At 71.9% G+C, this 14,757-nt stretch carries 11 protein-coding genes and 2 pseudogenes; 7 read left to right on the forward strand and 6 right to left on the reverse strand.

What is annotated here, in order from left to right; translation table 11 throughout:
• Together BLU79_RS21950 and BLU79_RS21955 are read right to left on the reverse strand one after the other, a co-directional pair.
• Positions 1-770 (reverse strand): annotated as a pseudogene (locus tag BLU79_RS21950) (hypothetical protein); the annotation flags it as partial.
• 71 nt (positions 771-841) lie between these two features.
• Entirely contained in the window at positions 842-2,164 is a 1,323-nt protein-coding gene (locus tag BLU79_RS21955; RefSeq protein ID WP_093907549.1) for a PP2C family protein-serine/threonine phosphatase, read from the reverse strand.
• A gap of 133 nt (positions 2,165-2,297) precedes the next feature.
• Between BLU79_RS21955 and BLU79_RS21960 the strand changes: the two genes are divergently transcribed.
• Entirely contained in the window at positions 2,298-2,765 is a 468-nt protein-coding gene (locus BLU79_RS21960; protein ID WP_093907550.1) for a hypothetical protein, read from the forward strand.
• Positions 2,766-2,903: 138 nt separating this feature from the next.
• Here BLU79_RS21960 and BLU79_RS21965 read toward each other — a convergent pair whose 3' ends face one another.
• On the reverse strand, positions 2,904-3,272 hold the full coding sequence (locus tag BLU79_RS21965; RefSeq protein WP_093907551.1) for a hypothetical protein: 369 nt from the start codon (positions 3,270-3,272) through the stop codon (positions 2,904-2,906).
• Positions 3,273-3,402: 130 nt separating this feature from the next.
• Here BLU79_RS21965 and BLU79_RS21970 point away from each other — a divergent pair, with 130 nt between their 5' ends.
• Positions 3,403-4,323: a hypothetical protein gene (locus tag BLU79_RS21970; protein WP_093907552.1), complete on the forward strand. Its 921-nt coding sequence runs from the start codon at positions 3,403-3,405 to the stop codon at positions 4,321-4,323.
• 173 nt (positions 4,324-4,496) lie between these two features.
• Here the strand turns inward: BLU79_RS21970 and BLU79_RS21975 are convergent, their stop codons facing one another.
• Positions 4,497-5,819 carry an aminotransferase-like domain-containing protein gene (locus tag BLU79_RS21975; protein WP_093907553.1) on the reverse strand — a complete coding sequence of 441 codons (1,323 nt, stop codon included), beginning with the start codon at positions 5,817-5,819 and terminating at the stop codon, positions 4,497-4,499.
• A 77-nt stretch (positions 5,820-5,896) separates the two neighbouring features.
• Here BLU79_RS21975 and BLU79_RS21980 point away from each other — a divergent pair, with 77 nt between their 5' ends.
• From BLU79_RS21980 to BLU79_RS21990, 3 genes are all read left to right on the forward strand, one after another.
• Positions 5,897-6,715, forward strand: a complete 819-nt coding sequence (locus BLU79_RS21980) for an alpha/beta fold hydrolase (protein ID WP_093907554.1) — start codon at positions 5,897-5,899, stop codon at positions 6,713-6,715.
• Between the two features lie 111 nt (positions 6,716-6,826).
• Positions 6,827-7,786, forward strand: a complete 960-nt coding sequence (locus BLU79_RS21985) for an endonuclease/exonuclease/phosphatase family protein (protein WP_256333418.1) — start codon at positions 6,827-6,829, stop codon at positions 7,784-7,786.
• A gap of 50 nt (positions 7,787-7,836) precedes the next feature.
• Positions 7,837-9,792, forward strand: coding sequence for an FUSC family protein (locus tag BLU79_RS21990; RefSeq protein WP_093907776.1), 1,956 nt, complete (start codon positions 7,837-7,839; stop codon positions 9,790-9,792).
• 166 nt (positions 9,793-9,958) lie between these two features.
• Here BLU79_RS21990 and snpA read toward each other — a convergent pair whose 3' ends face one another.
• A complete protein-coding gene (snpA, locus tag BLU79_RS21995) occupies positions 9,959-10,612 on the reverse strand; it encodes a snapalysin (RefSeq protein WP_093907556.1) in 654 nt (217 codons plus the stop codon).
• A gap of 172 nt (positions 10,613-10,784) precedes the next feature.
• Between snpA and BLU79_RS22000 the strand changes: the two genes are divergently transcribed.
• Positions 10,785-11,729, forward strand: a complete 945-nt coding sequence (locus tag BLU79_RS22000; protein ID WP_093907557.1) for a LysR family transcriptional regulator — start codon at positions 10,785-10,787, stop codon at positions 11,727-11,729.
• 15 nt (positions 11,730-11,744) lie between these two features.
• Here the strand turns inward: BLU79_RS22000 and BLU79_RS22005 are convergent, their stop codons facing one another.
• The gene (locus BLU79_RS22005; RefSeq protein ID WP_093907558.1) at positions 11,745-13,823 is read right to left on the reverse strand and encodes a PhoX family protein; all 2,079 of its coding nucleotides are present in this window, start codon (positions 13,821-13,823) and stop codon (positions 11,745-11,747) included.
• 287 nt (positions 13,824-14,110) lie between these two features.
• Between BLU79_RS22005 and BLU79_RS49175 the strand changes: the two are divergent.
• Positions 14,111-14,757: pseudogene (locus tag BLU79_RS49175) on the forward strand (hypothetical protein); the annotation flags it as partial.

Genomic DNA, 14,757 nt, shown 5'->3' on the forward strand with positions numbered 1-14,757 from the left:
GCCGGACTCCCCGCGGGCGGCTGTGGCTGAACCTGCGCCGGGCCGCTCGCCGGACTCTGCGGCAGGACCCGCGCGGGAGCCTGCGCCGCGGCCTGTGCCGGCATCTGTGCAGCACCCCGCGAGGGGAACTGCACCGGGCCATGCGCCGTCAGCACGATGTCCGTACCCACGCCCCCGTCGGGGGAGATGCGGGTCAGGGCCTGCTGGTGGAGTTGGTCGAGGGGTGGGCGGTGGCCGCTGCGGAGGATGGTGGCGAGGGCCTTCATGTAGGTCGGCGTCGCCACCGTGCGGCGGTTCGGGGGTGGGGCGATGCGGCCGTGGACCGCGTTGTTGCGGCCCGAGTCGAGGGGGTTGGCGCGCAGCCACTCCCAGGTCTCCGCGTCGGCGTGCAGGTCGAGGAGGAGGGACGTCGAACCCGGGGCGCGCAGGCGCAGTTCCTCGCGGATCCAGTGCCAGGGGAACCCGGTGTAGCGGACCGTCGCGGGGGTCGTGCGGGCCAGCGCCAGGTGGGGCAGGTGCTGGCGGCGGTCCAGTTGGAGCTGGCCGGTGACGAACACGGTGAGCGGCGCCTGCACCGCCGCGGCGGCACGGAGGCGGGTGAGGACGGCCTGTGGCTCCAGGGGATCGGCGAGTTCCACCACGTTCGCCGTGTCCGTGCCGGACAGCACCGCGGGCGGAACGGCGGCGAGGACGGGGAGCACGGAGGCGGCGTCCACCAGACAGCCCTTGCCCGCCGGTGCGGCGGCCAGCAGCAGAACGGTTCCGGGCATCGGTCCCTCCCCATCCCCCGTCGATCACGTACAGAGCAGCACCGTAACCGCTGCGGCTGCAAAGCGGGATCTCAGGACTGTTTACGCCCGATTCCGTCCCCATTCCCCACGACATTCCCCACGACATTCCCCACGACGTTCCCCACGACGTTCCCGTCGCCCGTGCCCACGACTTTCCCGTCGCCGGTGCCCACGACTTTCCTCTCGCCATTCCCCTCGCCCGGCCCCTCGCTCTGCCCCATACCGGCCCTCCTCCGCACCGCGAACACCGTCGTGTCGTCCGCCAGATGCCCACCACAGTGCCGCAGCGTCCCCTCCCGCACGAAGGCGACCAGCCGCGCGGGCCGCGTGATGCCCGGGTCGGCGGCGACGGCCGCGACGACCTCGGTGGTGAGCGGGTAGAAGTCGCCGTCGCCGTCCCTGGCTTCGGTCACGCCGTCCGTGGTCAGCAGCAGCGTCTCGCCGGGGGCGAGGGGCACACGGAGCAGGGGCGGCGGGCCGTCGGCAGGGACGAGTTCGCCGTAGCCGAGGGGCAGACCGTGGTCGGGCGGGAGAGTTCGTACGCCGTGGGGGCCCACGATCAGCGGGACGTCATGGCCCAGGACCACGGCTTCCAGCGCGCCCGGCTGCCCGTCCGGGAAGCCGAGCAGTACTGCGGTGGCGAACCGGTCGCCCTCCTCCTTGCCGAGCGCCGTGCGCAGACGGATGTGCCGCTGCATACGCAGCTCCAGGCACAGGGCGACCGCCGTCAGGTCCGCCTCGTGGTACGCGGCCTCACGGAACGTGCCGAGCAGCGCCGCCGCCGCCTCCACCGCGCCGAGCCCCTTGCCCTGGACGTCGCCGAGGATGACGCGGGTGCCGTGCAGGCCGATCTGGATGTCGTAGAAGTCGCCGCCGACCCTGGCCTCGCTGTCGGCGGAGAGATACACGGCCGCGTGGTCGAGGCCGCCCCAGCCGGGGGGAAGCGGGCGCAGCACGGTGTGGCGGATGGTCTCGGTGACGTCCCGCATGTGCAGCACACGCTGCTCGCCACGCACCCGGACCACACAGGCCAGCGTGGCGAGGACGCCACCGATGCCGGCGAGGACGAGGTCGGGCAGGCCGGCCTGGTACTCGTGCGGCAGGACGGCGTCCGCGGCGATGTACGTGGCGGGGGCGAGCACCGCGTACACGGCCGTCCCCCACACCCCGCAGATCGCGGCGGCGATACCGGGCACCAGCACGATCCACGACAGGATCCGGAAGTCGCTGCTGGTCCGGAAGTCGACCGCCACGATGCCGATGAGCAGCAGCAGCGGCGGCACCCAGGCGACACTGCGGCCGCGCACGTGCAGCAGCTGCGACCGGCCCGTGTCGCCCTGCGGGCCGGCTGAACCGTCGCTTACGGCCCTCATGGGCCTCAGCGAAACACGGCGTCCGGCGAGCCGCATCCGGGTACCCGGGGGCCGAAATTCACCGCCGACTTGCCAGGCGGCCCCCTCAGGTGTGCCCTTGATGGCGGGGGCGACGAGAGAGAGGAGTGCTCTCATGGCTCATGCGGCACCCGCGTCCGGCGGAGGGACTCCAAGGGCGGTGACAGCCGGCGCAACCGGCACGACCGGCCTGCCCGACGTGTTCAGCGAGCGGACGCACCGCATCGCGAGCGTCGCCACACCGGTCACCCTCGGGCTGATCTACGGCTACTGGGCCGCGGCGAACGAGCGCTCCGGCGGCGAGATCACGGGCTGGAACCTGCTCTTCGGTTTCGTCACCGCGGCAGCGTTCATGGTGCTGTACGTCGCCGTGCGCTGGGTCGCCTCGCGCGCGATTCGCGAGGTGCACGCGGTGCTGTGGGCTTCCTTCACCGGCGGTACGTTCGGGTTCCTGTACAGCCTGACCGACAAGAGCATCGTCCGGTCCGTGGTCATGGGGCTGGTGGTCGGCGCGGTCTGCTTCGCCGTGCTGTTCTACCGCTACTACACGCACGAGGACGCCCAGGGCCGCCGTATCGGCTGACGGACGTGAGCCGACGGGCGTGGCCGAGCGACGGACGCACGGGACGGCCCCGGTGCCGTCGGCGAGTGCCGACGGCACCGGGGCCGTCCCGTTCCCCTTCATCCACCCACGGTCACGTTCATCCGCTCACGGTCACGTTCATCCGTTCACGTTCCAGCTCCACGAGGGGTCCCAGTTGTTCCAGTTGTTGTTCCAGGAGCCGTCATTCCAGTGACAGTCGGGTATGTGGCTTCCGCCGGTGTCCACGAAGACGGCGACCACAGTGCCGCCGGGGCCCACCAGCCAGTACCAGAACCCGCCACCGTCGAAGCGATCACCGCGCACCTTGCACTCGTTGCGGGACTGGCTGTCCGGTGCTGTGAGGTCGGTGCGGGAAACGACGGTGCCCTGGGCCGCTCCGCCTTGATCGTTGACGGCCACCGCCGGGGTCCCCACCGCTGCGACGGCGAAGGTTCCGCCGGTGAGCAGAGCCGCGGCCAAGATCCGCAGCGTCGTGGTGGTGTGCATGATCCGCCTCCTTGCTCCCCAGATCCATGAGACACCCGTTCGGGTGAACGCTCCACCGGAGAGCGGCGGTGTGCGGCCGTATGCAGGCACACCGCTGGCGCCCCGGCCCCCGCGCCCCTTGCCTGAGAAGGTGCTCACCCGTCTGCGGAACGCCCTGTCGGCAGCGCTGATCGCCCTGTCGTGTCTCCTCGTGCCGTTCGGCGCGCTGGCGGCCTGGGTGACGTACGGGCTCGCCGACACCGGCCGCTACGTCACGGCGATGGCGCCGCTGGCCGCGGATCCGGCCGTGCAGGGTGCGGTGGCGGACACCGTCGGGGCCGGGATCATGCACGAGGTCGCTCCCCGGCTCGACGACGCCCTCGGCGCCCGCGACGAAGGCGGCAGCGTGCGCCCCTTCGTGTACGACGCGGTGCGGTCCTTCACTCGGACCGAGGCGTTCCGCGCGGCGTGGGAGACGGCCAACAGGACGGTCCACGACGCCGTGCTCAGTGCCCTACGGGACGGGCGGGAGGGCGCGGTCACCGTCGACCTCGCCCCGGTCACCGCCCAGGTGAAACACCAACTCGCCGCGGACAACGTGCCGTTGGCGCAGAACATCCCGGTCGAGCACACCGAGGTCCCCGTGCTCCCGGCGCACGAGCTGGACCGGCTCAGGAAGGGGTACCACGTGCTCGAAGTCGCCGGTTTCTGGCTGCCCGTCTCGGCCGCCGTCCTCGCCGCGACCGGCATCGCCGTCGCCGCCTGCCGCCGCCGCGCGATCACGGCGACGGCGCTGGGCACGGCCCTCGGCGGCGCGTTCCTGCTGCTCGCGCTGGCGATCGGCCGCCGCCTCACCCTGGCCGACCTGCCCGAGACGGCCCATCACCCGGCCGCGGGCGCGGTCTACGACGCCCTGACCCACACCCTGCGCACGGTTTCCTGGCTACTGATCGCCCTCGGCCTGACAACAGCCCTCGCCTGCCGCCTCACCACCCTCCTCACCCGACACCTGCGAGCCTCCGCAACGCCCACCGCAGATCCGGCACGGGAGCCGACGCGAGCCCGGGTCTGACCGCGCCCGAGGTACGGCGCGGGACGGCGGCGAAGGCGGGGCCGCGAGTGACGGTGACAGTGGGCTGGGCAGGCCGCCGATCTCGTCGAGGGGGTCGATCAGCTCGTCCGGGTCGGCCGCCACGACCCTCCTCCCCCCCCCCCCCCCCCCCCCCCCCCCCCCCCCCCCCCCGCTCACCGAGCCTCCCCCGCGACCCCCGCCAGCACCCGCAGCGCCCGCCGCAGATCCGCCTCCGGAGCCGACGCGAGTCCGAGTCTGACCGCGTCCGGCGTGCGGCTCGGGTCGACGGCGAAGGCGGGGCCGGGGGTGACGGCGATGCCGTGTGCTGCCGCGGCTGCCGTGAAGGTGTCGGCGCGCCATGGGGCCGGCAGCTCCCACCAGGCGAAACAGGCGCGCGGATCGGACCGTACGGCGAATCCGCGCAGTTCCTCGCCGAGGATCCGCTGCCGGTGCGCCGCGCCCGCCCGCTTGGCCGCCACGAGCTGCGCCACCGTCCCGTCCTCGATCCACCGCACGGCCGCCTCCAGCGCGAAGCGGCTCGCGTTCCACCCCCCGGACCGGATGGCGGCCGCCACGGCCTCCCCCCGATGCGGCGGGGCGACGACGAAGCCGACGGTGAGTCCCGGGGCGACGCGCTTGGAGAGGCCATCGATGACATGGGTGAGGCGGGGCGCGTGGGCGGCCAGGGGGTCACCGTCGGCGAGGAAGGACCAGATCCGGTCCTCCACGACCGGGATGCCCAAGTCGGTTACAGCGCCCGCGAGTTGTCGCCGTCGCTCGTCGCCCATGGTGCGGGACGTCGGGTTGTGCAGGGTCGGCTGGACGTAGAGGGCGGACAGGGCGGCGCTGCGGTGGGCGGCGGCGACCGACTCCGGGAGCAGCCCCTCCTCGTCCGTCGCCAACGGCACCAGGGTGATGCCGAGCCGCCCCGCGATCTCCTTCACCAGGGGATACGTCAGCGGCTCGACGCCGACCCGGCCACCGGGGCGTACCAGCGAGGCGAGAGTGGCGGCGATGGCCTGGCGGGCGTTGCCCGTGAAGTGCAGCCAGGAGGGGCTGGGGTGCCAGTGGGGCGTTGCGAGGAGGTCGGCCGCCGCCCCGCGCGCCGGGCCGGTGCCGTCGGCCGGAGCGGGGCGCATCGCCTCCGTCAGGACGTCCGGCCGCAGCAGCGGCGCGAGGGCGGGCGCGAGCAGCTCCGACTGGCCCGGCGCGGAAGGGTAGTTGAGCTCCAGGTTCACCGGCGCCCCGGCCATCGGCTCGGTCAGCGCCCGGCCGACCGGGCCGGTCCCGGCGGCCCGCACGAACGTCCCCCGCCCGACCTCACCGACGACCAGCCCCCGCCGTACGAGTTCGGAGTACACCCGCCCCGCCGTCGACCCGGCGATCCCGCGCCGCCGCGCGAACACCCGCTGCGGCGGCAGCCGTTGGCCGGGCTTGAGCCGTCCGGCGGTGATGTCGTCGGCTATGCGGTCGGCGAGGTGCCGATAGTCGTTCACGTGCTCTCCCCCTGACATTGCACCGAGGGCAAAGATCTTATTGCACCGAGGAGTTGGACCGATCTAGGGTCGTTCACATGACCCCTTCCATCCCATTCACCCCATCCACCTCATCCATCTCGTCTCTCGCATATGCGGATAAAGGCGGCGGCGACACGTCATCGACGCCCCTCGTCCTCATCCACGGCCACCCCTTCGACCGCACGATGTGGGCCCCGCAGACCGAGACGTTCGCCGCCACCCGCCGCGTGATCGCCCCCGACCTGCGCGGCTACGGCGCCTCCCCGGTCGTCCCCGGCATCACGCTGCTCTCCGACTTCGCCCGGGACATCGAGGCCCTGCTGAACGACCTGAAGGTGGAGACCTGCGTGCTGGCGGGCCTGTCGATGGGCGGCCAGATCGTCATGGAGTGCTACGACCGCTTCCCCGACCGCATCCGCGGCCTGGTCCTCGCGGACACCTTCCCGGCGGCGGAGACGGCGGAGGGCAAGCGCACGCGGCGCGCCATGGCGGACCGGCTGCTGCGCGAGGGCATGCGCGGATACGCCGACGAGGTGCTGGAGAAGATGGTCGCGCCGTACGCGGACGCCGAGGTCAAGGCCCATGTGCACCGCATGATGACGGCGACGCCCCCCGAGGGCGCCGCGGCGGCCCTGCGGGGCCGGGCCGAGCGCCCTGACTACCGCGCCCTGCTGACCCGCGTCAGGGTCCCCGCCCTGGTCGTCGTGGGCGCGGACGACGCCTACACCCCCGTCGCCGATGCGGAGGCGATGCACGCGGCGCTCCCGGACTCGACCCTGCGGGTGATCGACGGGGCCGCGCACATGCCGAACCTGGAACGGCCGGGGGAGTTCAACGAGGCGCTGGGGGCGTTTCTGGCCCGGGTCGACGCATGAGCCGTACCCCTTGATCCGCACCGCGGATCGGCACCCCACGCAACCTTCACCGCACGCTCCTCGTCTTTGAGGGAGGATTCGGGCATCCCACCCGCGAGCGGAAGGCCGGCCTTGAAGACTGCGGCTACCTGGCCTGCTGCCCTGTTGTTCCTCGGCGTCAGCGCGGTCGTCGGCTGTCGCGTCGCCGACACCGACGGCATCACCCCCGTCACCCAGCTCCTCGCCTTCCTGCCGTGGCTGCTCGTGCCCACCGGGGTCGGGCTGCTGCTCGCACTGTTCTCCCGCTGGTGGACCGGCGTCGTCTGGGCCGTCGCGCTACTCGGGCTGCTGGCGTGGTTCATCGAGCCGTACGGGAAGACCGGTGAGCCGGGCGGGCCGCCGCTCGCCTCCTTCCGGGTGCTGACCTCGAACGTCGAGTTCGGGCACGCGACCGACGCGCTCGTCGACGCCGTCCGCCGCGAGAAGCCGGACCTCGTGTTCGTCCAGGAGTGCGAGTACACCTGCGACGCCACGCTCAGCGAGGCCCTGGGCACCGACTATCCGCACCGGGCGGCCCGGATCGCCGCCGGCTCGGCGGGCTCGGTCGTCCTCAGCCGCTTCCCGCTCACGCCCGCCGACGGCGTCCCCGGCACCATGGCCATGCCCGGCGCCGTCGCCGACGTGCGCGGGCACGCCGTACGACTCCAGCTCGCGCACCCCATGCCACCGCTGCCCGGCGGAACCGACCTGTGGCGCAAGGAGCTCGGTGACCTGCGCGATTTCGCCGCCAAGCAGGCCGAGACCGCCGGTGACGGCCGTACGCCCCTGATCCTCGCCGGCGACTTCAACGCCTCCCAGGACCACGCCGCCTTCCGCCGCATCCTCGACACCGGCCTGCGCGACGCCACCCGCCTCACCGACCGCGACCGCACCCCCACCTGGCCGGCCCGCACCGCACCCGCCCTCGGCGCCCAGATCGACCACGTACTCCTCTCCCCGGACTTCTCCGCCCGCGCCGCCCGCTTCCTCGACCTGCCCGGCACCGACCACCGCGCGCTTCTCACCGACGTCACGCTTCACCAGCGCCGATGAGCTGAACGAGGCTGCTCATAAGCCGACCGAGGGTGCTCATAATGGGGCGCATGTCCCGCGAGTTCCCCATCGGCCTCACACCTCCCGACTGGCTGGTGCGGAACCTGAGGGCCCAGCCGGCCCCCGTCAACTGGCCGGCCGTGGTCCGCGCGGCGATCGCGATCCCCCTGCCCCTGGCCATCGGCCTCGCCACCGGCCGGCCCGAGTACGGCGCCCTCGCCTCCATGGGCGCCCTGAACGGCGTCATCAGCGACACCGCCGCCGCGTACCGCGTCCGTATCCCCACCATCGCGATCCCCCAGCTCTTCGGCGCCGTCGGCATCACCCTCGGCTCCCTCGTGTACGGCCACGGCTGGGTCGCCGTCGCCGCCGTCACCGGCGTCGCGCTGGTCTCCGGGATGATCTCGACGATCGGCGCGGTCGCCTCCGTGTCGGGGCTGTTGCTGCTGCTGACCTGCGTGATCGGGGCAGGGCTGCCGTTGCCCGGCGAGTGGTGGCACGCACCGCTGCTGATGTCCGGCGGCGGGCTGCTCGTCCTCCTCCTCGGGCTGCTCGCCTGGCCGCTGCGGATGGGGGTGCCGGAACGGAGCTCGGTCGCGGCCACCTACCGGGCGGTCGCCGACCTGCTCGCGACCTGCGGCGGCGGCAGCAGCCAGGCGTACGACGACGCCCGGCACGCCGTCACCCAGTCCCTGAACGAGTCGTACGACACCGTCCTCGCCCACCGCGCCCGCCACCACGGCCGCAGCCCCGAACTGACCCGTCTCCTGGCCCAGTTGAACGCCATCACCCCGGTGGTGGAGGCCGCCCCCACCGCCCACCTCAGCGGCACCCCCCTCCCACCCGAGGTCCCGCAGTCCGTACGGCACCTGGCCTCAGCCGTCGAAACCGGCTACACGGGCCCGACAGCCCTGAACCTCCCCGCCCCCACCACCGAGGCCGCCCGCGCCGTGGACCACGCCCTGCGGCACGCCGCCGAGGTCGTCGCCTCCCCGGACGTGGACCCCCGTGGCATCGACGACCGCCTCGGCCGCCCCGCCGCCCTGAGCATCCGCGCCGCCCGCGCCCTGCGCAACGTGACCCTCTCCGCCGCCTCCTGGCGCTACGGCCTGCGCCTGGCCCTGTGCATCGGACTGGCTCAGGCCCTGGTGTCCCTCATCCCGGTCCCCCGCTCCTACTGGGTGGCCCTGACCATCACCTTCGTCCTCAAGCCCGACTTCGGCTCCGTCTTCTCCCGCGCCCTGCTGCGGGCCATGGGCACGGTCGCCGGTCTGGTGATCGCGGCGGCGGTACTCGCCCAGGTGCCGCGCGGCTGGGCGGACGTACCGACACTGATGCTGCTCGCGCCGCTGATCCCGGCGTTCACCCCACGCGGGTACGGCTACCAGACGGCCGCCATCACCCCGGTGATCCTGCTCCTGTCGGACGTCCTGAACCGCGCGGGCACCGCACTGCTGCTCCCCCGCCTCGTCGACTCCCTCCTCGGCTGCGCGATCGCCCTCGTCGCCGGATACCTCCTCTGGCCGGAGAGCTGGCACACCCGCGTCGGCGACCGGCTCGCGGACGCGGTGGAGGACACGGCACGCTACGTGGAGGGCGCCTTCGGCCCGGCCGCCGTCGACCCCCCGGCCCGCGCCCGTATGCGCCGCCGCCTCTACCGCAACCTCTCGGCCATCCGCACAGAATTCCAACGCGCCCTGACCGAACCCCCACCGACGGGCCGCCGGGCGGCGGCGTGGTGGCCGCTGGTCGTGGCGGTGGAACGCATCGTGGACGCGACGACGGCGGCACGGGTACGGGTGAAACACGGGGCGGCTCGGCCGTCGGCGGGTGAGGTGTCCCAAGTCGCACTACAACTAAGGGAGTTGGCGAGCGGCGTGAGAGAGGCCGACACCCTGTACGAGGTCCGCACAGATCTGACGGGCCCGGCAGACAGCGTCCTGGAGCCCCTACGCCAGGAGGTGGCGGCGGCGAGAGCAATCGCGTCGCCTCATGGAGAAAGCTGAGCGCCAGCCGACGTAGGGGGCGCGGGAACTGCGCGATCAACCACACACAACCCGCACTCGCACAGCAACACAGAGCACCCGAGCCACCCGGCGCCCCAAAAGGCCGGCGCGGCCGCCCCGTGCAGGAGGGCGACCGCGCCATGTGGGGGGTGGATCCTTGGCAGAACTAGCGGGCGCTCTTGTGCAACGCCTTGTCCATAGCGGCAGCGAGCCCGTTGGCCCACAACTGCTCCACACGAGCCCGCTCGTTCGCGTCCGGGTTCGCGTTCGTGCAGGACGTACCGGGCCCGCCACCGGACATCAGCTCACTGCACGGCCCCTCGTAGTGGTCCGGCAGCCCGAGCACATGCCCCGTCTCGTGCGCGGTGACGCGAGTCGAGTCGTACTCCTGGTTCTGCTGGTAGTCGAGGAAGATGTACCCGTTGCCGTGCCCGTCGGTCGAGGCGTACGAGCCGCGCGGGTCGTTGCCCTCCCGGTAGGTGAAGTCGGCGTTCGAGCCTTCCTGGAGCTGGACGTTGGACACCGCGCCGTTCCATATCGCGGTGCTGCGGGCTATCTGGGCGCTGAACGCGGGCGCGTCGGAGGCGTCGTAGACGACCGTGACGGCCGCGGCACGCGGGTTGGCGGCGCGCTTCTCGGCGACGGACTTCAGGACCGCCTCGAAGAACGCCCGACTGGCGTCGGATTCGGCCGACTTGGCGATGTAGCCGGCGTGGACGGGCGCCGCCGTCGCCGGGGCGGCCGTACCCAGGCCGAGTGCTGCGACACTGAGGCCGACCGCTATCGCCGTACGGGCGGACAGGGACTTGGACACACGCATTGATGACTCCTAGGTGGGGGGTGAGTCGTCAAGGCGAGTGTCGACGCCTGTGTGGCCCCTGTGATGATGGCAACCGGTGATAGCACGGTCCTATCGAGGCCCCAATTGGCGGGCATCGGAGGGGATTTGTACGGCTGGTGAAACCATTGCTTCCGCTTTAGTCTCCGAGGGCATGGACCTTGAGGTCAGACACCTCCGCGCGCTGTGCGCCATAGCCGACACCGGCAGTCTGCACCGGGCAGCCCGCCAACTGGGCGTCGCCCAGCCGTCGCTGAGCACGCAGTTGAGACGTATCGAGCAAGAGCTCGGCGGTGCCCTGTTCCTGCGCGCGAGATCCGGCTGCCGCCCCACCCCGCTGGGCCGTCTGGTCCTCAGCCGGGCCCGCCCTCTGGTGGCCGATATGCGTGCCCTGGTCGCCGAGGCGAGGGCGGCCGCGGTGGGCGGCCCCGAGCTGCGCGTGGGCTCGACGGCCAGCAAGGCCCTGGCGGGCTGGCTACGGCGCCTGCGCGCGCACGGCCAGGACCCGACCCTCCATATGAACGTCTCCCCGAACGCCCTGCTGCGCATGGTCGCCGACGGTCAGCTGGACGTGGCCTTCGTGCACGAGGTGGAGGGCTGCCCGCTGCGCATCCCGCCGGAGCTCAGCCTGCGCGTGCTGATGGAACGCGAACCGCAGTTCGTGTCCCTGCCCACCGACCACCCGGCCGCGGCGAAATCGGAGGTCCACCTGCGTGACCTGGCCGACGACCGCTGGATGGTCGACCCGACGGTCGACGGCGAGTGGGACGCCGTGCAGCGGATGTTCCGCGCGGCCGGCGTCAACCCCCATGTCCTGCACGGCGACTACTACACGGCGGACGCCCTGGTCGCCACCGGCGAGGTGGTCGCGGTCTGCCAGCCGACCCACGCCGACAGCCCCACGATGGCGGTACGGCGCCTGCACGGCGACCCCCTCGGCGTACGACTGTTCCTCGCGGCCCGTACGGAGACGGACCTGGACGGTGTCTATCCCGCCCTGGAGGAGGCGTACCGGGAGGCGGCCCGGCAGGCGCCGGCGTACCGGGAATGGCTGGAACGCGACGGCGAGCGGCAGCCGCCGGTCCCAGCACTCCCGTAGGACATCGGCTGTCGATCAGACGCCGATGTCGCACCCGTCCTTGCGCCAGACCGCCACGACGGCCGGCCGGTTGATCTTGCCGGGACCCTCGGGCCAGTTGCTGAGCGGCTTCTCGGCGGTCGCGCCGTCGATCTCGCCCGGGTGCTGCACGGCGACGAGCACCCGGCGGTCCTGGATGACCGGGCCGCAGGTCTCCGCACCCTTGGGCACCGTGAGGAACTGCTTCAGCTCACCGCGCCGGTCACCGCGCGTAGCGACGCCGAAGAGACCGTCGTGCGAGCCGAGCTGGGCGCCGTCGGTGGAGATCCACAGGTTGCCGTACGAGTCGAAGGCGACGTTGTCCGGGCAGGAGATCGGGGAGACGTCGTCCTTCGGGAACCCGGCGAAGTAGGTGGCCGGGTCGTTCGGGTCACCGGCGACCAGGAACAGCGTCCAGGCGAACTTCTTGCTGTCGGCGCGGTTCCAGCGCTCGGTCAGCTCCAGGATCTGGCCGTGCTTGTTGGCGTTGCGCGGGTTGGCCTCGTCGGCCTTGGCGTTCGTACCGACACCGCGGTTGGAGTTGTTGGTGAGGGCGACGTACACCTTGCCGGTGTGCGGGTTCGGCTCGATGTCCTCGGGCCGGTCCATCTTGGTGGCGCCGACCTTGTCCCCGGCGAGACGCGTGAACACGAACACCTCGTCCGCGCTCATCCCCTCGACGTGCGAGACGGCACCGTCGGCGGTGGCGGTGGCCAGCGGAATCCACTCGCCGCTGCCGTCGAACTCACCGTCGGCAGGAAGCTTGCCGGTGCCGTCGATCTCGATGGCGGGGGAGTCGCCGGTGAGCTTGGCGACGTAGAGCGTCCCCTCGTCGAGCAGCGAGAGATTGTGCTCCCGCACAGCGCGGCTCGTGCCCTTCTTCATCCGCTTGCTGCTGACGAACTTGTAGAAGTAGTCGAACCGCTCGTCGTCACCGGAGTAGACGACGGGCCGCCCGTCCTCGGTCAGCCGCACGGTCGCGCCCTCGTGCTTGAAGCGACCGACCGCGGTGTGCTTGCGCGGCTTGGAGGTGGGGTCGTACGGGTCGAGCTCGACGACGTACCCGAAGCGGTGCGGCTCGTTGGGCTCCTGGGCGACATCGAAGCGCTTGTCGAAACGCTCCCACTTACGCTCGCTCGCACCGGTCCCGAGCCCGTACCGCTTGTCGGTCGCACGGGTGGCGTTGGCGAAGTACTGGTTGAAGTTCTCCTCGCCGTGCAGCGTGGTGCCCCACGGCGTGACACCGCCGGAGCAGTTGTTGAGCGTCCCCAGGACCTTGGTGCCGGTCGGGTCGGCGGAGGTCTTCAGCAGGTCGGAGCCGGCGGCGGGCCCGGTGACCTTGAACTCCGTGGTGGCGGTGACGCGCCGGTTGAGCGGGTGCCGAGGCACGGCGGTGAGCTTCCCGCTCCGCCGGTCCCCTTCCACAACGACGGCGGAAAGCCCATGAGCGGCCCAGGCAACCTCGACCTGCTGCTTGGTGGGATTGGCGGCGTCGTAGCCACGGAACATGAGCACCTCATCGGTGTACTCGTGATTCGCGACGAGGATCTGCCGGCCCCGCTCACCAGGCAGCGGAAGGAGAGCCAGGAAGTCGTTGTTGTAACCGAACTGCTGGGACTGCGACTCCCCGGTCTGGTTCTCCGGGTCGAAGGCGGGCGCACCGCGCAGGATGGGCTCGCCCCAGCGGATGACGATGTTCTGCGCGTAGCCGTCCGGGATGGTCACGGCGTCGGCGGTGTTCGGCGCGACAGGGCTGAAGCGCAGGCCACGCGCACCGCGCGAGAAGGTCCCACCGGTCTTCTCCGCCACTCCGGCGGCCTCGGCGGCGTCGGCCCGCGGCGCGGCGACGGTGGCGGTCGCGCCCACGGCGGCGACCGCGCTGACGACGGCGGCGGCACGCAGCGTCGTACGGCGGCTGATGGCGTCGGCGATCACGTCACCGACGTACGGGTTCGTGGTCGTGTTCGGCACCTCGTGGAAACAGGCGTCACCACACCGGAACCGGCAGGTCAGGGCGGATCGCCCACCAGAGTGCGAATCACTGTTTGTGCGGACGATCGGCAACGGAATGCGCATGGTGTTTTGTTCTCCCCTTGCTTCCCCTTTAGTGCAGCGTGGGGGACGGTAGGGGCACGTTTGTGCGGGAGCGGGGCGATCGAATGAACGGAAGGTGAACCAGAGGTAGATGTACGGCAGTTGAGTGCGCGCGGGGGCTGCGCCCGGACGCGACTCGATGCAGCCCTTGACGTACGGGAGCCCCTTGTGTCCGCCCCTCCCCAAGATCGCCATCTGGGGCCGCTAACCTTACGTGTCCGTCCTGGCCAGGGATCTACGGGCATCAACTCACGCGAAGGGTTGCGCACATGGGCATTCTCACTCTCCTGCGGAACGCATTCGGCCGGTCACGCAAGACGCGGACCGCCGAAGCAGAGGGTGCGACTCCTTCGCCGGAACCGCAGCCGACGGTCCCCTCCCCGTCCCCCGAACCCCACCCGACGGCAACCGCCCAGGTCCCGGAACCGCGTGTGTCGGAGCCGAGCGCGCCGGAGCGGGTGGAGAGCGCGGGCAAGTCGGACGGGGCGGATGCGTCGGGCGGGGCGGATGCGTCGGACGAGTCCGACAAGGACGAGCACGAGCTGGTCTCGGCCGCCTTCAACAACGTCACGGTGCCGAAGTCGGCGGAGTCGGTGGAGACGGTTGCGCCCGAGGGGGCAGGGGCGGAGACGGCGGTTGCTGAGGCGCCGGTCGCCGAGGAGCCCGTCGTCGAGGAGCCGGTCGTAGAAGAGCCGGCTGCGGAGACTCCGGTTGCTGAGGAGCCCGTCGCTGAGACGTCGGCTGCCGAAGAGCCGACTGCTGAGGAGCCCGTCGCTGAGACGCCGGCTGCCGAAGAGCCGACTGCTGAGGAGCCCGTCGCTGAGACGCCAGCTCCTGAGGAGCCTGTGGTGGAGGAGCCGGTTGCGGAGACGTCGGTTTCCGAGGAGCCGGCTGCAGAGGAGCCCGTCGCTGAGAC

It is taken from the genome of Streptomyces sp. cf386, assembly GCF_900103585.1.
GTDB lineage: Bacteria > Actinomycetota > Actinomycetes > Streptomycetales > Streptomycetaceae > Streptomyces.

Coding starts and splice junctions, on each gene's coding strand:
- BLU79_RS21955 (WP_093907549.1), bottom strand. CDS start 2,164: ATGAGGGCCGTAAGCGACGGTTCAGCCGGCCCGCAGGGCGACACGGGC.
- BLU79_RS21960 (WP_093907550.1), top strand. CDS start 2,298: ATGGCTCATGCGGCACCCGCGTCCGGCGGAGGGACTCCAAGGGCGGTG.
- BLU79_RS21965 (WP_093907551.1), bottom strand. CDS start 3,272: ATGCACACCACCACGACGCTGCGGATCTTGGCCGCGGCTCTGCTCACC.
- BLU79_RS21980 (WP_093907554.1), top strand. CDS start 5,897: ATGACCCCTTCCATCCCATTCACCCCATCCACCTCATCCATCTCGTCT.
- BLU79_RS21990 (WP_093907776.1), top strand. CDS start 7,837: ATGTCCCGCGAGTTCCCCATCGGCCTCACACCTCCCGACTGGCTGGTG.
- snpA (WP_093907556.1), bottom strand. CDS start 10,612: ATGCGTGTGTCCAAGTCCCTGTCCGCCCGTACGGCGATAGCGGTCGGC.
- BLU79_RS22000 (WP_093907557.1), top strand. CDS start 10,785: ATGGACCTTGAGGTCAGACACCTCCGCGCGCTGTGCGCCATAGCCGAC.
- BLU79_RS22005 (WP_093907558.1), bottom strand. CDS start 13,823: ATGCGCATTCCGTTGCCGATCGTCCGCACAAACAGTGATTCGCACTCT.